General features: G+C 53.0%; 16 protein-coding genes and 1 riboswitch. Of the genes, 8 read left to right on the plus strand and 8 right to left on the minus strand.

The window, feature by feature from the left end; all coding sequences use genetic code 11:
* Positions 1-141: 141 nt before the first annotated feature.
* The 6 genes from FHD02_RS23140 to argE form a co-directional block, all read right to left on the minus strand.
* A complete protein-coding gene (locus FHD02_RS23140) occupies positions 142-1,245 on the minus strand; it encodes a glycerol dehydrogenase (RefSeq protein ID WP_038636055.1) in 1,104 nt (367 codons plus the stop codon).
* A gap of 12 nt (positions 1,246-1,257) precedes the next feature.
* Positions 1,258-1,920 (minus strand): fructose-6-phosphate aldolase, encoded by a 663-nt coding sequence (fsa, locus tag FHD02_RS23145; RefSeq protein ID WP_137350363.1) that lies wholly within the window; start codon positions 1,918-1,920, stop codon positions 1,258-1,260.
* A gap of 245 nt (positions 1,921-2,165) precedes the next feature.
* A complete protein-coding gene (locus FHD02_RS23150) occupies positions 2,166-3,026 on the minus strand; it encodes a helix-turn-helix domain-containing protein (RefSeq protein WP_220394350.1) in 861 nt (286 codons plus the stop codon).
* 85 nt (positions 3,027-3,111) lie between these two features.
* Positions 3,112-4,845, minus strand: a complete 1,734-nt coding sequence (locus FHD02_RS23155) for a phosphoethanolamine transferase CptA (protein ID WP_137370294.1) — start codon at positions 4,843-4,845, stop codon at positions 3,112-3,114.
* A 210-nt stretch (positions 4,846-5,055) separates the two neighbouring features.
* Positions 5,056-7,707 carry a phosphoenolpyruvate carboxylase gene (gene ppc, locus FHD02_RS23160; protein WP_220394351.1) on the minus strand — a complete coding sequence of 884 codons (2,652 nt, stop codon included), beginning with the start codon at positions 7,705-7,707 and terminating at the stop codon, positions 5,056-5,058.
* A gap of 279 nt (positions 7,708-7,986) precedes the next feature.
* The gene (argE, locus tag FHD02_RS23165; RefSeq protein WP_047025879.1) at positions 7,987-9,138 is read right to left on the minus strand and encodes an acetylornithine deacetylase; all 1,152 of its coding nucleotides are present in this window, start codon (positions 9,136-9,138) and stop codon (positions 7,987-7,989) included.
* Positions 9,139-9,293: 155 nt separating this feature from the next.
* Here argE and argC point away from each other — a divergent pair, with 155 nt between their 5' ends.
* The 4 genes from argC (at position 9,294) to oxyR (ending at position 13,789) form a co-directional block, all read left to right on the plus strand.
* Positions 9,294-10,298, plus strand: coding sequence for an N-acetyl-gamma-glutamyl-phosphate reductase (gene argC / locus FHD02_RS23170; RefSeq protein ID WP_137350366.1), 1,005 nt, complete (start codon positions 9,294-9,296; stop codon positions 10,296-10,298).
* A gap of 10 nt (positions 10,299-10,308) precedes the next feature.
* Positions 10,309-11,082: an acetylglutamate kinase gene (argB, locus tag FHD02_RS23175; protein ID WP_038636072.1), complete on the plus strand. Its 774-nt coding sequence runs from the start codon at positions 10,309-10,311 to the stop codon at positions 11,080-11,082.
* A 117-nt stretch (positions 11,083-11,199) separates the two neighbouring features.
* The gene (argH, locus tag FHD02_RS23180; RefSeq protein WP_137359883.1) at positions 11,200-12,573 is read left to right on the plus strand and encodes an argininosuccinate lyase; all 1,374 of its coding nucleotides are present in this window, start codon (positions 11,200-11,202) and stop codon (positions 12,571-12,573) included.
* Between the two features lie 298 nt (positions 12,574-12,871).
* Positions 12,872-13,789, plus strand: a complete 918-nt coding sequence (gene oxyR / locus FHD02_RS23185) for a DNA-binding transcriptional regulator OxyR (RefSeq protein WP_038636079.1) — start codon at positions 12,872-12,874, stop codon at positions 13,787-13,789.
* On the opposite strand, the gene sthA is transcribed toward oxyR, so the two are convergent.
* Positions 13,772-15,172, minus strand: coding sequence for a Si-specific NAD(P)(+) transhydrogenase (sthA, locus tag FHD02_RS23190; protein WP_042313339.1), 1,401 nt, complete (start codon positions 15,170-15,172; stop codon positions 13,772-13,774). The two genes, oxyR and sthA, sit on opposite strands and share 18 nt — an antisense overlap.
* 191 nt (positions 15,173-15,363) lie before the next feature.
* Here sthA and fabR point away from each other — a divergent pair, with 191 nt between their 5' ends.
* Both fabR and FHD02_RS23200 read left to right on the plus strand, forming a co-directional pair.
* Positions 15,364-15,999 (plus strand): HTH-type transcriptional repressor FabR, encoded by a 636-nt coding sequence (gene fabR / locus FHD02_RS23195; RefSeq protein WP_003028862.1) that lies wholly within the window; start codon positions 15,364-15,366, stop codon positions 15,997-15,999.
* 15 nt (positions 16,000-16,014) lie between these two features.
* The gene (locus FHD02_RS23200; RefSeq protein ID WP_003825114.1) at positions 16,015-16,374 is read left to right on the plus strand and encodes a YijD family membrane protein; all 360 of its coding nucleotides are present in this window, start codon (positions 16,015-16,017) and stop codon (positions 16,372-16,374) included.
* Positions 16,375-16,410: 36 nt separating this feature from the next.
* Here the strand turns inward: FHD02_RS23200 and trmA are convergent, their stop codons facing one another.
* A complete protein-coding gene (gene trmA, locus FHD02_RS23205) occupies positions 16,411-17,511 on the minus strand; it encodes a tRNA (uridine(54)-C5)-methyltransferase TrmA (protein WP_220394352.1) in 1,101 nt (366 codons plus the stop codon).
* Positions 17,512-17,626: 115 nt separating this feature from the next.
* A riboswitch (cobalamin riboswitch) is annotated at positions 17,627-17,814 on the plus strand.
* A 64-nt stretch (positions 17,815-17,878) separates the two neighbouring features.
* On the opposite strand from trmA, the gene btuB reads away from it, so the two are divergent.
* Positions 17,879-19,717 carry a TonB-dependent vitamin B12 receptor BtuB gene (gene btuB, locus FHD02_RS23210; RefSeq protein WP_137359885.1) on the plus strand — a complete coding sequence of 613 codons (1,839 nt, stop codon included), beginning with the start codon at positions 17,879-17,881 and terminating at the stop codon, positions 19,715-19,717.
* Positions 19,662-20,513, plus strand: coding sequence for a glutamate racemase (murI, locus tag FHD02_RS23215; protein WP_220394353.1), 852 nt, complete (start codon positions 19,662-19,664; stop codon positions 20,511-20,513). The genes btuB and murI overlap by 56 nt, the downstream gene beginning before the upstream one ends.
* Positions 20,514-20,678 lie beyond the last annotated feature (165 nt).

A 20,678-nucleotide genomic window follows, 5' to 3' on the forward strand; every position in this document is an offset into this window, starting at 1 on the left:
TCGTCAAGCCAGGTCGAAAGCATAAAAAAGCCCCATCAGAGAATTGATGAGGCTATTGTCGTCTACCCGCCGGATCGTTCAACCGATCATTTTGCTTAACCGATCGGTGTTACGCAATTGCGGGGATTTTTTATTGGCAGGTTATTCCCACTCTTGCAGATAACGCTGCCCATACTGGTCAGCGACCAGCAATGCGGCATACACCTGGTCCGGCGTTGCGCCGCCAGGCATGTTGTGGATGGTTTCGCCTTCAGCACAGGCAGCCTCTGCCACAATGCGCATTTTCGCCGGGATATCCTGTTTGATATCCAGTTGCGCCAGGGTAATCGGCAACCCAACGGAATGACAGAGTGCCGCCACGGTTTCGATTTCATCGACCGGCGCGTTTTCCAGCACCAACTGCGTTAGCGTACCAAACGCCACTTTCTCGCCGTGGTAGTAATGATGCGCATCCGGGATCGCCGTCAGGCCGTTATGAATGGCGTGAGCCGCTGCCAGACCACCGCTTTCAAAACCGACGCCGCTAAGATAGGTATTGGCTTCAATAACGCGCTCCAGCGCAGGCGTAACCACGTGCTGCTCGGCTGCCAGCATCGCTTTTTCACCTTCTTCTATCAGTGTATTAAAGCACAGCTCAGCCAGTGCCAGCGCCGCCTGGGTGCACTGACCGCCCGCCATGGTAGTTGCGCCGCTGCGTGAACAGGCACGCGCTTCGAACCAGGTCGCCAACGCATCGCCGATGCCTGCGGCTAACAGACGTGCCGGTGCGCCCGCAACAATTTTAGTATCAACAATGACCCTGTCCGGGTTGTTCGGCAGTAGCAGATAGCGATCGAATTCACCCGCATCGGTGTAAATGACGGACAGGGCGCTGCACGGTGCATCGGTAGAGGCGATGGTTGGCGCAATGGCGACAGGCACGCCCATAAAATGCGCCAGCGCTTTGGCGGTATCCAGCGTTTTCCCGCCGCCAATACCAAGTACTGCGCCACACTGCGCTTTTTCCGCCACGCCGCGCAAACGGTCGATTTCGTTTTGCGAACATTCACCGCCAAAAGGCGCGATCTCCAGCGCCAGTCCGGCATCCTGGAAGCTTTTTTCCAGCGCGGATTGTGCGAAGCCTAAGACAAACTTGTCCCCAACGACCAGCCAGCGTGCTGCCAGTGGTTTGAGGTAGCTGCCAAGACGGGTAATAACATCGGCACCCTGGATGTACTTACCAGGTGATTGAATAATGCGATCCATACTTTATTTCCCTCACAGGTTGATGTGACCAAATGCGTTGTTCCAGTCCTGCTCAAACTTCTCTATTGCTGACTCTACCGCAGGGGTATTGAGCATTTGTTGCGCTACATCTAAGGGCAGGGTGATTGCTTCACATCCTGCCAGTAAGCAATCCAGCGCCTGACGCGGGGTTTTAAAGCTGGCCGCCAGTACCATGCTGTTTGGCGCATGTAGCTCCAGTAGCGTTTGCAGTTCCTGTACCGTGCGGATCCCGTCGCCACCCTGAGCGTCAATGCGGTTAACATATGGCGCGATATATTTTGCGCCAGCCAGCGCGGCCAGTAGACCTTGCGAAGCACTGTACACGGCGGTTCCCAGGGTGGTGATACCCTCTTTTTTCAGTAACTTGATGGCGGCCAGACCTTCAGCAGTAACGGGAATTTTCACCACGATACCCGGTACGGCATTGCTCAGACGTTTGGCTTCTTCCACCATCCCCTGCGCGTCGCGGCTCATGGTTTGGGCAAAAAGAATGCCCTCTTCGCCAATGGCGTTTTGTAGGCGCGGCAGCACATCCCAGATGGATTCTTTGCTTGCCGCCACAATGCTTGGGTTGGTGGTGACACCCGCGATAGGGAAGATGCGGGCCAGACGTTCAACTTCCGCGACGTTGGCGGTATCAAGGTAAAGTTCCATACAAAACACCCTCTTAATTTTGCGTGAGCAGCCCGTTGCCGGAATGCGTTGTTGTGCACAGGATAAGAGCGTTTCGCCGCATCGCGCTATCTGACAAATCTGTCAAAAGCTGGATAAATGTAATGTGTCTATAAAAGTGAGACTTACTTCACATGTCAGTTATGGGTAGGGTTTATTGCGGTGATGGGGATGGTGAGTTAGCTTTTGATATTACAAAAATCCAGTTAATGTTGTTTTTATCTTCTTTATTGCTGGCGGATCGCTTTCTCCGTCAACTGGCTGTGATATTGCCGGCGATATTCTGAGGGCGAACGTTCGGTATTCTTGCGAAACAGGCGGCAGAAGTAGTTGCTGTCAACAAACCCACTGGCGTGCGCCACTTCTTTGATCTTCAGCTCGTAACCCTTCAGCAGCGTCTTCGCGTGTTCAAGTCGCGTGTGGTTCAGGTATTCGTTAAAACCGATTGCGCCCGTTTTTTGAAACAGGTGGGAGAGGTAATTGGGCGAGATGTAGAACGCTTGCGCGACTGATTCCCGGGTAAGCGGCGAAGCGTAGCGCTCGTCAATATAGTCGCGAATGGCTTCGAACAGCGCCTGACTGCGCGACGCGGTCTGGATCTGGCTGCCGAGCAGATCGCGGCAGTGGCTCAGTAAGCTCGCGACGATCAGTCTGGCCGTTTGCTGCTCCTGCGGCTGCATCTGTATTTCATTAAGCGTTTGTAGCAGGAAAGAGCCAATACGCGGTCCACGCCGTGCGACATGCAGCTTGGCGAGGTTTTGATATTGCTTGCCGTCCCACTGAACGACGTTGAAACCCAATTGCTGTTTGCCGAACAGGATGCTGAGTGTGGTCACCGGTGTGTGCCACTGGGGGAAGTTCCAGCCGCTAGCCGGAACAAACAGTACATCGCCAGGGAGTAACGTCGCGGGAGCGCCTGCAACGCCGTTATCGGTGAACTCACCTTCCAGCACAATCTCCAGCCGGGGAAAATCAACCTGATATGCCAGTTCCGGCGTTGGGCTACTGGTACTGGCAAAATAAATCTGGCGCAGCGGTGTGGGGCCGTTAATCAGACGGGCGAGAAGATGGCTGATGTCGTGATACATGTTAATCCCTTGCAGGCAGCAGACAGGGAGAACAGTAACCGCCATCATAAAAAAAGGCCACTCTTAAAGAGTGGCCTGTGTGGGATTATTGATTACCGATTTGATCGCCGTAAGGCAAGGTATCGTAATCAATCAGGGCATTCTTCTTGTATGGATTGCCAATCCAGCGAGTCGTCTCTTTAAACTGCGGGCTGGTAATGGAACGTGTTGGATCGAAGCCATCGTAAGTGAAGCCTGCTAAATCAGACCAGGTATGGATTAGCTCTGAGCTGCTGTATTTACGATTCACATCCTGTGAGAAGTCCCGGGGATGCGCGGCCTGCCATTTTTCCGAGGTCCACAGTAAGAACGGCACCGTATACATATGGCGCGTCGGGTTGTCTTCATTACGGCCCTGCGTTTTATGCGGCGGCGTGTCGTACACCTCTTCACCGTGATCGGAGAAATACAGCAGGAAACCGTTCGGATCGGTCGCTTTGTAGTCTTTGATCAGGCTGGCAATGATGTGGTCATTGTAGACATTCGCGCTGTCGTAATCGTTGTAGGCTTCCAGCTCATCATTACCCAGACCAGCGGGAACGTTGTCGATATTGTTGTCGAACTTGCCCTGACCATCCGGATAACGGAATTTGTACTTAATATGGGTACCCAGCAGGTGAACGATGATGAATTTTTTCGGTGCCGGGTCGGCCAGGACTTCTTTAAATGGCGCCAGCACATTGCTGTCGTATTCGCGCGCACTTTGCGTACGCTGCTGGTTCATATAGAACTGCTTATCTGTCTGCTTCGAGAACACCGTCAGCATGGTGTTGCGGGCAGTCATTGTCTGCTGATTGGTGATCCAGAAGGTTTTATAACCCGCCTGTTTCATCATGTTCATCAGGGACGGCTGAGTCAGATACAGATCCGGGTTCTTCTCGTTAGCAAAGGTCAACGCCTGCTGCAGGATTTCAATGGTGTACGGACGTGAGGTCACGACATTATTGAACACGGTGAAGTTAGGATCGGATTTATGCAGCGCATCCAGTTCCGGCGTTGTTTCGCGTGGGTAACCGTACAGGCTCATGCGGCCACGTTGCGTTGACTCGCCAATCACCAGTACCAGCGTACGCGGCGCATCACCGGAGTTGTCTTTAAAGTTGGCCAGCGGCGGCAGGGCATTGTTTTCATTCAGCAGGCTATTCAGTGCGGTTAACTGCTGGCGATACTGATAATAACCGGAGATAAATTGCCACGGTGCGGCGGGCTCCATCCGCGAAGCGAGACCATCCAGCGTTTTTTCAAACGGTTTATGTTTGATGAACGTGTTAACCGCCATTGGGTGCAGAATCAAGCCATATAACAGTGCGAAAGACACCAGATAGCGCCAGGGCGATGGAATATGAACAGGGCGCAGACGCGTCCACAGCAGAATCGCCATTGCCGTATACGCCAGCGCGATTAACACAATTTTCAGGCTGAAATATTGGCTCAGATATTCGCTGGCTTCGTTCGCATTGGTTTCAAACATTACGTACAGAACGCTTTGCGAGAACTCTTGTCCATAAATGACGTAATAGCTCAGAGCCGCCAGCGAGGCCGCCCATAGCATGACGCCAATAACGGCAGCGATCGCGCGGATACGGTTTGGAAACAGGAATACAGGGATCAGCCATAGCGAACTGAACAGCAAGGAGTCGCGTAAACCGGTAGATCCGCTGTAGCCGCTAAAATAGATAACGGCCTGCAGTAATGAGGAAAAAAACCAAAAATAGAGGAGCGCCCAACCCAGGGCTTTCCAGCTAAATGCAGGTTTAGACTGGGGTTGTAAGGATTGCATAGTGTGAGCCTGTCTTTAATCGTAGCGCCAAGAGTAGCGGCTAAACCTTAAGAGGAAGTGAAGCATCACGATGTTAGTATCGTGTTCTGTTGTTTATATATTCATTGAGTAAATATATACAGGCGGGAATATATTGAAAATGAAGCAGTTATAACAGCGATTTTTGATGTCGCCTTCGCGCAATAGCACGAAGGCGACGGGAGGGGGGCGTTAGCCCGTATTGCGCATACCGGCAGCAACACCTGCGATGGTCACCATCAGCGCTTGTTCAACGCGTGGGTCCGGCGCCTTGCCTTGCTCTTCCGCCAGGCGCGAGCGGTGTAACAGCTCTGCCTGTAAAACGTTCAGCGGATCGGTATAAACATTCCTTAACTGGATAGACTCGGCAATCCACGGCAGGTCGGCCATCAAATGTGAGTCATTGGCAATCGCCAGCACGACGTCGATATCTGCTTCCAGGCGCTGACGCAGTTCTTCGCCGAGCGGCCACAACTCTTTTTTGACCAGACGTTGATCGTAGTATTCAGCCAGCCACAGGTCTGCTTTAGCGAAAACCATTTCCAGCATGCCAAGACGTGTGGAGAAGAATGGCCAGTCGCGGCACATTGCTTCGAGTTCGCTTTGCTTACCGTCTTCCACCACTTTTTGCAGCGCGGTACCAGCACCCAGCCATGCCGGGAGCATCAGGCGGTTTTGCGTCCAGGCAAAGATCCACGGAATGGCGCGCAGAGACTCTACCCCACCAGTCGGGCGACGTTTTGCCGGACGTGAGCCGAGCGGCAATTTACCCAGTTCCTGCTCTGGGGTTGCGGAGCGGAAGTAAGGGACGAAGTCCTTGTTTTCACGTACATATCCACGGTAGAGCTCACACGAGATATCAGAAAGCTCATCCATGATATGACGCCAGTTATCCTTCGGCTCTGGCGGCGGTAACAGGTTGGCCTCCAGGATGGCTGCGGTATAAAGCGACAGGCTGCTGATGGTGACTTCCGGCAGACCGTACTTAAAGCGGATCATCTCCCCTTGTTCCGTCACGCGTAGGCCACCTTTCAGGCTGCCTGGCGGTTGAGAAAGCAGCGCGGCATGCGCAGGCGCGCCGCCGCGGCCAATGGAACCACCGCGACCGTGGAACAGCGTCAGCTCGATGCCGGCTTTTTCGCAGGTTTTGATCAGCGCGTCCTGGGCCTGATATTGCGCCCAGGAGGCCGCCATCACGCCCGCGTCTTTTGCGGAATCAGAGTAGCCAATCATGACCATCTGTTTGCCCTGAATAAAGCCGCGGTACCAGTCAATATTCAAGAGCTGGGACATGACGTCATCAGCATTGTTGAGGTCGTCCAATGTTTCAAACAGCGGCGCAACCGGCATAGCAAAACCGATCCCGGCTTCTTTCAGCAGCAGATGTACGGCCAATACATCGGACGGCGTTTTCGCCATCGAGATAACATAGGCGGCAATGGAGCCATACGGAGCTTCGGCAATGACGCGGCAGGTGTCGAGCACTTCGCGGGTATCATTGCTTGGTTCCCAGTTACGTGGCAGAAGCGGACGTTTGGAGTTCAGTTCGCGGATCAAGAAAGCCTGTTTATCCGCTTCTGACCAATTTTCGTAGTCGCCAATGCCCAGATACCGGGTCAGTTCGCCCAGGGCTTCAGTGTGACGGGTGCTCTCCTGGCGAATATCAATACGTACCAGCGGTACGCCGAAACATTTCACGCGACGCAAGGTGTCGAGCAGTTCGCCATTGGCGATGATGCCCATGCCACAGGCTTGCAGAGACTGGTAACACGCGTACAGCGGATCCCAGAGCTGTTCGTTTTGGGTGAGAAGGCCGGCAGGTTTCGGTAATTTCTCGCCTTTCAGACGGGCTTCCAGCCAGGCTTGAGTTGCCATCAGACGTGAACGCAGGGTTTTCATCAGATAACGGTATGGTTCTGCTGCGCCTTCTTCACCTACCAGCGCCAGCAGTTCCGGCGTGGCATCCACCATCGACAGTTCAGAGATCAGAAACTGAATGTCTTTCAGGAACAGGTCGGTAGCTTTCCAGCGGCTGAGCAATAGCACGTGACGGGTGATATCCGCCGTCACGTTCGGGTTGCCGTCACGGTCGCCGCCCATCCAGGAGGTAAAGCGAACCGGAACAAAATCAACGGGCAGCTTATAACCCAGATTCTCTTCTAACTGTTCGTTCAGTTCGCGCAGATAGTTCGGCACGCCTTCCCACAGGCTGTTTTCGACCACGGCGAAGCCCCATTTGGCTTCATCGATCGGGCTTGGGCGTATCTTGCGGATCTCATCCGTATGCCAGGACTGGGCAATCAACTGGCGCAGACGGCGCATCAGTTGATGGCGTTCATAATCGACGAGATCTTTGTTATCAAGCTGTTTGAGACAGGCGTTAACTTCACCCATTTTATGGATCAACGTACGACGGGTGATTTCAGTCGGGTGGGCGGTCAGAACCAGCTCCAGGGAGAGTGACTCCACAGCTTTTTTGATGGTGGCTTCATCGAGGTTGGGCTGGTCTTTCAGTTTACGCAGAGTGCGAGCAATCACTTCCGGGTTGCTGGCTGCTTCGCCTTTAGGCGAAATGCTGTGGTATTGCTCGGCGGTGTTAGCCAGGTTCAGGAACTGGCTAAACGCACGGGCAACCGGCAGCAGCTCGTCGTTAGACAGGTTTTGCAGTGTAGTGAGTAGCTCCTGGCGATTGACTTCATTGCCAGCGCGGGATGATTTGGACAGCTTACGGATTGTTTCTACGCGATCAAGAATGTGCTCTCCCAGCGCATCCTTAATGGTCTCTCCCAGCACTTTGCCGAGCATACTGACATTACTACGCAACGCGGAATATTGTTCGTTCATATTAACCCAGACACCCCATCTCTTTTGTAAATGTCCTGTATCTTTCGCGCCGCCGTCAACACTGCTGCAACGTGAAATTTTCCGGACTTAATTTTTTCGCCGTCTTTTATAAAGCCACGTAAAACTCGTGACGTCAATTGCTGCGAAATCGGTTCAGCAAACGAAAAAATGGCGGGAATTTACGTTATTTAATTCACATCGAATCAAATAAGCTGTGCTTATGAAAATGTTAATAAATGACCTTGCTCGCCGCTGAAGGATGAGCAAGGTTATAAACGATTAATGCCAGCAGAAATGATGCACAACCTGGGTGATCAATTCGCGAGTTGGCTTAATGAAGCGTGTTTCCAGGTATTCATCTGGCTGATGTGCCTGATTAATGGAGCCTGGGCCCAACACCAACGTCGGGCAAAGTGTCTGGATAAACGGCGCTTCAGTGCAGTAGTTCACTACTTCCGTTTGCGCTCCCAGCAGTTTTTCAACGACTTCAACCAACTGATGGTCTGGCGGACACTCATAGCCAGGAATAGGCGGATGCAGTTCCGAGACCGTCAGGCGACCCGGCCAACGCTCGCTGACAGGGGCCAGCGCATCGTTAAGTAAACCATTAAGATCGTTGAGCGTCATGCCGGGCAGCGGGCGAATATCCATATGCAGCTCGCAGCAGGCGCAGATTCGGTTGGCGGCGTCGCCACCGTGGATATGACCCAAATTTAACGTCGGGTACGGAACGGTAAAAGCGTCATGGTGATAGCGTTCTTTCAGGTCATCGCGCAGAGTCATGATATGGCCGATGGCATCATGCATCAGTTCAATCGCATTGACGCCACGCGCTGGATCGCTTGAGTGACCCGACTGACCCAAAATGCGAATTGCATTAGAGATATGCCCTTTGTGCGCACGCACCGGTTGCAGGGAGGTGGGTTCGCCAATGATCGCGCAGTCCGGACGCAGAGCGGTGGTTTCAGAAAAGTAGCGCGCTCCCGCCATGCTGGTCTCTTCGTCGGCAGTGGCCAAAATGTAGAGGGGCTTTTTCAGCTTCGTTACGTCGACGTCGCGCAGCGCGTCGAGGATAAACGCGAAGAAGCCCTTCATATCTGCCGTACCCAAACCGTAGAGCTTATTATCATGCTCGGTCAGGGTGAACGGATCGCGCGTCCAGCGTCCGTCGTCAAACGGCACGGTATCGGTATGACCCGCTAACAACAGACCGCCAGCCCCTTGTCCAATGCTCGCCAGCATATTGAATTTATTTCGCGTATCGGGAACCGGCTGAACCTCTACATTGAAGCCTAAATCTTTGAACCAGCCCGCCAGCAGAGTGATTAAACCTGCATTGCTTTGATCCAGTGCTTCTTCGGTGGCGCTAATCGATGGCGTGGCAATCAGAGCGCGGTAAATCTCGATAAATGGCGGTAAATTGTTTTTCATTGTTGACACACCTCGGGTCGTGATAGTATCAATATTCATGCAGTATTTGTGAATAAAAATACATTAACGTTGAGCGTAATAAAACCCACCAAGTGTAAGGTGAGGTGATAAAGGCTTATACCTGGCAACAGAATCTAAGAAGGTGAGCTGCCCCGATGTTGAATACGCTGATTGTGGGCGCCAGCGGCTATGCTGGCGCAGAGCTTGTGACCTATGTAAATCGCCATCCTGATATGAACATAACCGCTTTGACCGTCTCAGCGCAAAGCAATGATGCAGGAAAACTCATCTCCGATTTGCATCCGCAGTTGAAAGGCATTGTTGATTTACCGTTGCAGCCAATGTCGGATATCAGCGAGTTTAGCGCAGGGGTGGACATTGTGTTCCTCGCCACAGCGCATGAGGTCAGTCATGATCTGGCCCCGCAGTTTTTGCAGGCCGGATGTGTGGTATTTGATCTTTCAGGCGCGTTTCGTGTTAACGATGGCGCGTTCTATGAAAAATATTATGGCTTTACCCATCAGCACCCCGACCTGCTGGAGCAGGCGGTATACGGGCTGGCGGAGTGGAACGCAGAGCAACTGAAAGAAGCAAATCTGGTTGCCGTACCTGGTTGTTATCCGACGGCGGCGCAATTGTCGCTGAAACCTCTGATTGACGCTGGACTACTGGATCTCAGCCAGTGGCCGGTGATTAACGCTACCAGCGGCGTCAGTGGGGCAGGCCGTAAAGCGGCTATCTCGAACAGCTTTTGCGAAGTGAGCCTGCAGCCGTATGGCGTGTTTACCCATCGTCATCAGCCGGAAATCGCAACTCACCTCGGCGCGGAAGTGATCTTCACCCCGCATCTGGGGAACTTCCCGCGCGGAATTCTGGAAACGATCACTTGCCGTCTGAAAGCGGGCGTAACCCATGCGCAGGTGGCCCAGACACTGCAACAAGCGTATGGTGATAAACCACTGGTACGCCTGTACGATAAAGGCGTTCCGGCCCTGAAGAATGTGGTGGGCTTACCGTTTTGTGACATTGGGTTCGCCGTGCAGGGAGAGCACCTGATCGTGGTGGCGACCGAAGATAACTTATTAAAAGGCGCGGCGGCACAGGCGATGCAGTGCGCAAATATCCGTTTCGGCTTTGCTGAAACGCAGTCTCTTATTTAAGGGTGCAACAATGAATCCATTAATTATCAAGCTGGGCGGTGTTTTACTTGATAGCGAAGAGGCGCTGGAGCGACTGTTTACCGCCCTGGTGAATTATCGTGAGTCGCATCAGCGTCCGCTGATTATTGTGCACGGCGGCGGCTGCGTGGTTGATGAACTAATGAAGCAGTTGAATCTGCCGGTGAAAAAGAAAAACGGTCTGCGCGTCACCCCTGCCGATCAGATAGACATTATCACTGGCGCCCTGGCGGGTACGGCGAATAAAACCTTACTGGCCTGGGCGAAAAAACATCAAATCGCCTCTGTGGGCCTGTATCTTGGCGATGGCGACAGCGTAAAAGTGACGCCGCTCGATAAAGAGCTAGGTCATGTTGGACTCGCGCAACCGGGTTCGCCTAAGCTAATTAACACGCTGCTGGCAAGCGGCTTTCTGCCGGTAGTCAGCTCCATTGGCGTCACTGAAGATGGACTGCTGATGAACGTTAACGCCGATCAGGCGGCAACAGCGCTGGCGGCAACGTTGGGTGCGGATCTGATCCTGCTCTCTGATGTGAGTGGTATTCTGGATGGTAAAGGTCAGCGCATTGCCGAAATGACCGCCGCGAAAGCGGAGCAGTTGATCGACCAGGGGATTATTACCGATGGCATGATCGTGAAGGTCAATGCGGCGCTGGATGCCGCGCGCACGCTGGGCCGTCCGGTGGATATCGCATCCTGGCGTCATGCAGAGCAACTCCCGGCGTTGTTTAACGGCACGCCGATCGGTACCCGTATTCTGGCTTAAGTATTTGTATGCCCGATGGCGGCTACGCCTTATCGGGCCTACGTGAACAGAACCTGTAGGCCGGATAAGCGTAGCGCCATCCGGCATTGAAATTAAAAGAATTTAAGGAAGCATGTTATGGCACTTTGGGGTGGGCGTTTTACACAGGCAGCAGATCAGCGGTTCAAACAGTTCAACGACTCGTTGCGTTTTGACTACCGCCTGGCAGAACAGGATATTGTCGGCTCTGTGGCCTGGTCCAAAGCGTTGGTAACGGTCGGCGTACTGACTGCCGATGAACAGCTGCAACTGGAAGAGGCGCTAAACACGCTGCTGGAAGAGGTTCGTGCTAATCCGCAACAGATCCTGCAAAGCGATGCCGAAGATATTCACAGTTGGGTGGAAGGTAAGCTGATTGATAAAGTCGGCCAGCTTGGTAAAAAACTGCATACCGGGCGTAGCCGTAATGATCAGGTCGCGACCGACCTTAAACTGTGGTGTAAAGACACGGTAATTGAATTACTCTCTGCCAACCGCCAGTTGCAAAGCGCGCTGGTGGTGACGGCGGAGAATAACCAGGATGCCGTGATGCCGGGTTACACCCACCTGCAACGTGCGCAGCCGGTGACGTTTGCCCACTGGTGCCTGGCCTATGTCGAAATGCTGGCGCGTGATGAAAGCCGTCTGCAGGATGCGCTTAAGCGTCTGGACGTCAGTCCTCTGGGCTGCGGTGCGCTGGCTGGTACGGCATATGAAATCGATCGCGAACAACTGGCTGGTTGGTTGGGCTTTACTTCGGCAACGCGTAACAGTCTGGACAGCGTTTCCGATCGTGACCACGTGCTGGAGTTACTCTCCGACGCCTCTATCGGCATGGTGCACCTGTCGCGTTTTGCTGAAGACCTGATTTTCTTTAATACCGGTGAAGCGGGCTTTGTCGAGCTGTCCGATCGAGTGACCTCAGGTTCATCCCTGATGCCGCAGAAGAAAAACCCGGATGCGTTGGAATTAATCCGTGGTAAATGCGGTCGCGTGCAGGGAGCGTTGACCGGGATGATGATGACCTTAAAAGGCCTACCGCTGGCGTATAACAAAGATATGCAGGAAGACAAAGAAGGGCTGTTCGATGCGCTCGACACCTGGCTGGATTGTCTGCATATGGCCGCGCTGGTGCTGGATGGCATTCAGGTGAAACGTCCACGTTGTCAGGAAGCGGCGCAGCAGGGTTATGCCAACGCCACTGAGTTGGCGGATTATCTGGTAGCGAAAGGTGTTCCGTTCCGCGAAGCGCACCACATTGTGGGCGAAACGGTGGTTGAGGCGATTCGTCAGGGCAAACCGCTGGAAGCGTTGTCGCTGACCGACTTACAGAAGTTCAGTCCGGTCATTGGCGATGACGTTTACCCGATCCTTTCTCTACAATCGTGTCTGGACAAACGTGCGGCGAAAGGCGGCGTGTCGCCACAGCAGGTCGCACAGGCGATTGATTACGCGAAGGCGCGTCTGGCGTAACCTTTGTCTTTGTAGGCCTGATAAGCGTAGCGCCATCAGGCAAACAGTTATCAGAGCCTGGCATCACGCCGGGCTTTTTTATGCAAAAAAAATGCGGACGCAAGGTCCGCAAAAGTTCACGTTGGCTTTAGTTATTTCGAGTATGAGAGAAACTCTCTAAACGGACAGTAGCTTCAAGGGTTAAAGGGGTACCGTTCCGTTTCTATGGTGCATTATTAAACAGAAAACTTGATAGGGATAATCGTTCGTTGCTATGCTACCTATCGCTACGAACTATCGTGGCGATGGAGGATGAATAATGAATATTCGTGATCTTGAATACCTGGTGGCGCTTGCCGAACATCGTCACTTCCGACGGGCGGCAGACTCCTGCCACGTGAGCCAGCCAACGCTGAGCGGACAGATCCGTAAGCTGGAAGATGAGCTGGGCGTCATGCTGCTGGAGCGTACGAGTCGTAAGGTGCTGTTCACTCAGGCAGGTCTGCTGCTGGTGGATCAGGCGCGCACTGTGCTGCGCGAGGTCAAAGTGCTCAAGGAGATGGCAAGCCAACAAGGCGAGACGATGTCTGGCCCGCTGCATATTGGTTTGATCCCAACGGTGGGGCCATACCTACTGCCGCATATCATTCCTATGTTGCACCAGACCTTCCCAAAACTGGAAATGTATCTGCATGAGGCGCAGACGCATCAGCTGTTGGCGCAACTGGATAGCGGTAAGCTCGACTGCGTCATTCTGGCGCTGGTGAAAGAGAGTGAGGCATTCATCGAAGTTCCGTTATTTGATGAGCCTATGATGCTGGCGATCTATGAAGATCATCCGTGGGCAAACCGTGACTGTGTACCGATGTCCGATCTGGCAGGTGAAAAACTGCTGATGCTGGAAGATGGCCACTGCCTGCGCGATCAGGCCATGGGCTTCTGCTTTGAAGCCGGTGCGGATGAAGATACCCATTTCCGGGCAACCAGTCTGGAAACGCTGCGCAATATGGTGGCGGCAGGTAGCGGTATTACGTTACTGCCTGCGCTGGCTGTTCCGTCGGAGCGTAAGCGTGATGGTGTTGTCTATCTGCCATGCATTAAGCCAGAACCGCGCCGTACGATTGGCCTGGTGTATCGTCCAGGTTCGCCGCTGCGCAGCCGTTATGAACAGCTGGCAGAGGCCATCCGTGGATCAATGGATGGCCATTTCGACAGTGCGTTAAAACAGGCGGTTTAAGCCATTTAGCGCCGCTACCCGATAGGCTTCCGCCATGGTTGGGTAGTTAAAGGTGGTGTTAACGAAGTACTCGATGGTGTTACCACCACCTTTTTGCTCCATTATCGCCTGACCGATGTGAATAATTTCGGCTGCACGTTCCCCAAAGCAGTGGATCCCCAGAATCTCTTTGGTTTCGCGATGGAACAGAATCTTCAACGTGCCGACACTCATGCCCACGATTTGCGCACGTGCCAGATGTTTAAACTGGGCGCGGCCGACTTCGTATGGGACTTTCATCGCCGTAAGCTGCTGTTCGGTTTTACCAACGGAGCTGATTTCAGGAATGGTATAAATCCCGGTTGGGATATCTTCGATCAGATGCGCGGTGGCTTCGCCTTTCACCAGTGCCAGGGCGGCAATACGTCCCTGATCGTAGGCCGCCGATGCCAGACTCGGATAGCCGATCACATCCCCTACGGCATACACGTGCGGCAGCGCCGTCTGGTACATGCTATTCACTTTGAGCTGTCCACGGCTGTCGGTTTTCAGACCAATATTTTCCAGCGCCAGCGAATCGGTATTACCGGTGCGGCCATTGGCGTACAGCAGACAGTCAGCCTTCAGTTTTTTACCAGATTTCAGGTGCATGATGACGCCGTCATCGCAACCTTCAATCTTCTCGTACTCTTCATTGTGGCGAATAACCACACCGCTATTCCAGAAGTGGTAAGAGAGCGAGTCGGACATCTCTTGATCAAGGAACGCCAGCAGACGATCGCGGGTGTTGATTAAATCAACTTTGACGTCCATTCCACGGAAGATCGACGCATATTCACAGCCAATCACCCCCGCGCCGTAAATCAGAACGTGGCGAGGTTCGTGGTGCAGACTCAGGATGGAGTCGCTGTCATAAACCCGGGGATGCGAAAAGTCGACGTCAACAGGGCGATAAGGGCGTGAACCGCAGGCGATCACAAATTTATCCGCGGTCAGCGTTTCCACCGTGCCGTCGTGGCATTCCAGGGCGATAGTGTGTTCGTCAACAAAACGGGCATTTCCCTGCAAAATCTCGCAGTGATTACGCTCGTAAAAACCTTGCCGCATGCGCGTTTGCTGATTAATCACGTTATCAGCATGATTGAGAATATCGGCGAAGGAAGAACGGAGAAGTCGGGAATGGTCGCTGTAAAGTGGGTTCTGATTGAATTCAATAATGCGGCTGACGGCGTGGCGGAGTGCTTTCGACGGGATGGTGCCCCAGTGGGTACAGCCTCCGCCGACGTTATGATAGCGCTCAATCACCGCGACGCGCGCTCCCTGTTTAACCAGACCCATTGCAGCGCCTTCGCCGCCGGGACCGGAACCTATTACTATTGCATCGTAATCGTAGGAATGTGACATGGTCAGGCTTACCTGTTCTTATACATAAAAGCAACAGAATAGTAACATCGTTGTCGGGATAACCCAATTATCGTTGTGCTTTTTTGCGAAGTCGAAGCACAAACTGCGCGTAAACAATCATTAACAAAGCCATGCCAACAGCCTAATCTCTGGTATAGTGCCAGCAAGGTATGTGGAAGGATTCAGACATCGTGATGGGCGTTAGAGCGCAACAAAAAGAGAAAACCCGGCGTTCGCTGGTAGAGGCTGCATTTAGTCAACTCAGTGCTGAGCGTAGTTTTGCCAGTCTCAGTTTACGAGAAGTTGCTCGTGAAGCGGGCATTGCGCCAACCTCGTTTTATCGCCATTTCCGCGATGTGGATGAGCTCGGGCTGACGATGGTGGACGAAAGTGGTCTGATGCTGCGTCAGTTGATGCGTCAGGCGCGTCAGCGTATCGCCAAAGGCGGGAGTGTGATCCGTACCTCGGTCTCAACATTTATGGAGTTCATCGGCAACAATCCCAACGCCTTCCGTTTATTATTGCGCGAGCGTTCGGGAACCTCCGCAGCGTTTCGTGCAGCGGTCGCACGTGAAATTCAGCACTTCATTGCGGAACTTGCGGACTATCTGGAACTCGAAAACCATATGCCTCGTGCGTTTACTGAAGCGCAGGCCGAAGCCATGGTAACGATTGTGTTCAGCGCCGGGGCAGAAGCACTGGATGTTGGCGCTGAACAGCGTCGACAACTGGAAGAGCGGTTGGTATTGCAACTACGCATGATCGCGAAAGGCGCATTTTATTGGTACCGCCGTGAACAAGAGAAGATGACGCACCACTCCGAGTAACGAGAAGGACGAGCAATGAAACAGTCAGGTCAAGATAAAGGTACGCTGCTGCTGGCGCTGGTTGCTGGCTTATCGATCAATGGCACATTTGCGGCGCTGTTTAGCTCCATTGTGCCATTCTCAGTATTCCCGATTATTTCGTTGGTGCTGACGGTTTATTGTCTGCATCAACGCTATCAGAACCGCACCATGCCTGTGGGGCTACCAGGCCTGGCCGCCGCCTGTTTTATTCTCGGCGTTCTGTTGTACAGCACCGTGGTACGCGCTGAATATCCGGATATTGGTTCTAACTTCTTCCCGGCGGTACTGTCGGTGATTCTGGTGTTCTGGATCGGCTTTAAAGTGCGTAACCGTAAGCAGGAAATTGCGGAATAATATTTGTAGGCCGGGCAAGCCCGGCCAGGACATCACTTACTTCGCGGTCAGTAACACGCCACACTCCATATGGTGCGTATACGGGAACTGATCGAACAGAGCCAGACGTGAAACATTGTGCGTCTGGCTTAACGTTTCCAGATTCTTACACAGCGTTTCTGGGTTGCAGGAGATGTACAGAATCCGCGGATACGCCTGTACCATTTTCTCCGTTTCGCTGTCCAGACCGCTACGCGGCGGGTCAACGAAAATGGTCTCACACTGGTAGCTCTTCAGATCGATCCCCTGCAAACGGTTGAACTCGCGAACCCCATTCATCGCCTGAGTAAACTCTTCTGCCGCCATGCGGATAATTTGTACGTTATCAATATGGTTAGCCGCAATGTTGTACTGGGCAGCCGCCACGGATGGTTTGGCGATTTCAGTCGCCAGCACGCGGTTGAAGTTTTGCGCGAGGGCTAATGAGAAGTTGCCATTACCGCAATACAGCTCAAGCAGGTCGCCCTTAGAACCTTTGGTGACATCAATCGCCCATTCCAGCATCTGAATATTCATCGCGGCATTCGGCTGGGTGAAGCTGTTCTCAACCTGGCGATAGATGATCTCTTTCCCCGCGACTGGCAAGCGTTCGTCAATATAGTCCTGGTCCAGCTCGATTTTGGTTTTGGTGGCCCGGCCAATCAGATGCACGCTCAGGTTTTGCGCACGCAGCGCGTCCCGTAGCGCTTCGGCTTCCTGACGCCATTCGTCATCCAGCTTTTTATGGTACAGCATCGAGACCACCGCTTGATCGCTCAGGGTGGTGAGGTAATCAATCTGGAACAGTTTGTGGCGTAGGACATGGTTATCGCGTACCCCTTCAATCATTGCCGTCATCAGCGTGTTGATAAGCTCGCTGGCCGCCGGGAAGCTATCGACGCGAATACGGCTTTTCGTCTGTTGATCGAACATGATGTGGTACAGGTCATCACCGTCATGCCACAGCCGGAATTCGGCGCGCATACGGTAGTGACTGACCGGTGAGCGAAACACTTCCGGAGCCTGTGCATAAAACGGTGTCATTAAGCTCTGCAGACGCACCACTTTTTCAGCTAACTGCGCGTCGTACTGTTCTGTCGGAAGATGTTCGGGGGTCATGATGCGTCCTGAAAAATAAAAGTACGCGGGGATTGTAGGGATTGCTCAACAGATGTCCAGTCATTGATGATTTCCGATATTGTGATGCGTGGTCTGGACAGTCGGTTGTAACAAACTGTAGCATCCGTTTTCCGGTCCTGTGAGTTAAAAGGGAATCCAGTGTGAATCTGGAGCTGACGCGCAGCGGTAAGGAAGGTGGGAGATGAGCGCACCTGGTGCAGACACTGCGGCTTGCCGTGGGAAGTCATCGTCTCTTTAAGTCGCCTCCAAGCCCGAAGACCTGCCGGCTAACGTCGCATCTGGTTTTCATCATCGCGTACTATCGGTGGGACCTGCGGCATCCTTCTTATATTGTGGATGCTTTACAATGATTAAAAAATCGTTGCTGTGGACGGCACTTTCCGTCACGGCATTTTCTGGTTGGGCGCAGGATGCTAGCCCAGATACTCTCGTCGTCACTGCCAACCGTTTTCAGCAGCCTCGTAGCGCAGTACTTGCTCCTATCACCGTTGTTACGCGTCAGGATATCGATCGCTGGCAATCCACCTCCGTGAATGATGTGCTTCGTCGCCTGCCAGGCGTGGATATCGCCCAATACGGTGGTATGGGACAAAATTCGTCTATTTCTATTCGCGGCACCAACGCCAGCCATGTTCTGGTGCTGATTGACGGTGTGCGGCTTAACCTGGCAGGGGTTAGCGGCGCAGCCGATCTTAGCCAGTTCCCGGTATCGTTGGTACAACGTATTGAGTACATTCGTGGGCCGCGTTCGGCTATTTATGGTTCTGATGCTATTGGCGGCGTGGTGAATATCATTACCACGCGCGAAAAGCCGGGGACGGAACTGACCGCTGGCGTGGGAAGCAATGGCTACCAGAATTACGATGTCTCAACCCAACAACAGTTAGGTGAGAATACGCGCGTCACGTTGATGGGCGATTATGCCTATACCAAAGGCTTTGATGTTGTGGCTTACGGTAGTACCGGTTTGCAGGCTCAACCCGACAAAGACGGCTTCTTAAGTAAGACGCTGTATGGCGCGCTGGAACACAACTTCTCTGACACCTGGAGCGGGTTTGTTCGCGGTTACGGTTATGATAATCGAACAGATTATGACGCGGCTTATCATCCGGGGACGCCGCTAGTGGATACCCGAAAACTCTATAGCCAGAGCTGGGATGCCGGGCTGCGCTTCAATAGTGAGTTGATTCAGTCGCAGCTGGTTTCCAGCTATAGCCACAGTAAAGACTACAACTATGATCCGGATTATGGCCGCTATGACTCCTCGGCCACGCTGGATGAGATGAAGCAATATAATGTGCAGTGGTCAAACAGCATGGTGATTGGTCACGGTAACGTGGGCGCTGGCGTAGACTGGCAAAAGCAAACTACAGAGCCTGGCACCGGGTATGTCACGGACGGTTACGACCAGCGGAATACCGGTCTCTACTTGACGGGATTACAGCAATTGGGTGATTTCACTTTCGAAGGCGCGGCGCGCAGTGATGACAATTCCCAATTTGGTCGTCATGGCACATGGCAAACCAGCGCTGGCTGGGAGTTTGTCGAAGGCTATCGTTTTATTGCCTCCTACGGCACCTCTTACAAGGCACCTAATCTGGGACAACTGTATGGCATGTACGGAAATTCCCATCTGGATCCTGAAGAGAGCAAACAGTGGGAAGGGGCATTTGAAGGGCTAACAGCGGATGTGAACTGGCGTTTGTCAGGATATCGCAACGATATCGATAACATGATCGATTACAACCCCCACACCAAAAAATACTATAACGAAGGCAAAGTACGTATTAAAGGTATTGAGGCTACAGCGAACTTCGACACTGGGCCGTTGGCGCACACGCTGAGCTACGATTACGTTGATGCACGTAATGCGATTACCGATAAACCGCTGGCGCGTCGTTCAAAGCAGCAGGTGAAGTATCAGCTTGACTGGCAGGTTTACGATTTTGACTGGGGTTTAACGTATCAGTATTTAGGAACGCGATACGACAAGGACTTCGTCACCAACCAACCGGTAAAAATGGGTGGAGTAAGCGTGTGGGATCTGACAGTGGCATATCCAATCACCTCACAGCTGACTGTTCGTGGTAAAATCGCCAACCTGTTCGATAAAGATTACGAGACAGTTTATGGCTACGCAACTGCAGGGCGGGAATACACCTTGTCTGGCAGCTACACCTTCTGATCCACGTCCCACCGTGCTGGTGTTTGATTCCGGCGTCGGTGGGTTGTCGGTCTACAATGAGATCCGCAGTCTCCTGCCGGATCTCCACTATATATACGCTTTTGATAACGTCGCCTTTCCTTATGGTGAGAAGAGCGAGGAATTTATCGTCGAGCGTGTTGTTGAGATTGTGACTGCGGTCCAGCAGCGCTATCCCCTCTCTCTTGCGGTCATCGCATGTAATACTGCAAGCACCGTGTCGCTTCCTGCGTTACGAGAGAAATTTGCCTTCCCGGTTGTGGGCGTCGTTCCTGCTATTAAACCGGCGGCGCGACTCACGGCGAATGGCGTTGTGGGACTGCTGGCTACACGTGCGACGGTGAAGCGCTCGTATACCCATGAGTTGATTGCACGGTTTGCTAACGAATGTCAGATTGCGATGTTGGGTTCCGCCGAGCTGGTGGAACTGGCGGAAGCGAAGCTGCACGGCGAAACGGTCTCTCTGGAAGAGTTGCGCCGCATTCTACGTCCGTGGTTGCGGATGTCGGAACCACCCGACACGGTGGTGCTGGGCTGCACCCATTTTCCTCTATTACAGGAAGAGCTTTTACAGGTCCTGCCCGAGGGAACGCGACTGGTGGATTCGGGGGCCGCGATTGCGCGTCGCACGGCCTGGTTATTAGAACATGAAGCGCCCGACGCGAAATCAACCGATGAGAATGTCGCATTCTGTATGGCAATGACGACAGAAGCCGAACAATTATTGCCCGTGCTGCAACGTTATGGCTTCAAAACGCTCGAAAAACTGGCACTTTAGTTATTTTTTGGTGAAAAAATACGCACTCGGAAAGTTATTTTAAATTTCCCCTTGTCAGCCTGAAATAACTCCCTATAATGCGCCTCCACTGACACGGAACAACGGATTACACGCCGCCGGGTCAGCGGAGAAAAGCGTAAATAAACGCTTGACTCTGAAGCGGGA

Origin of the sequence: Citrobacter sp. EC_71, assembly GCF_019584005.1 — a bacterium.
GTDB lineage: Bacteria > Pseudomonadota > Gammaproteobacteria > Enterobacterales > Enterobacteriaceae > Citrobacter > Citrobacter werkmanii.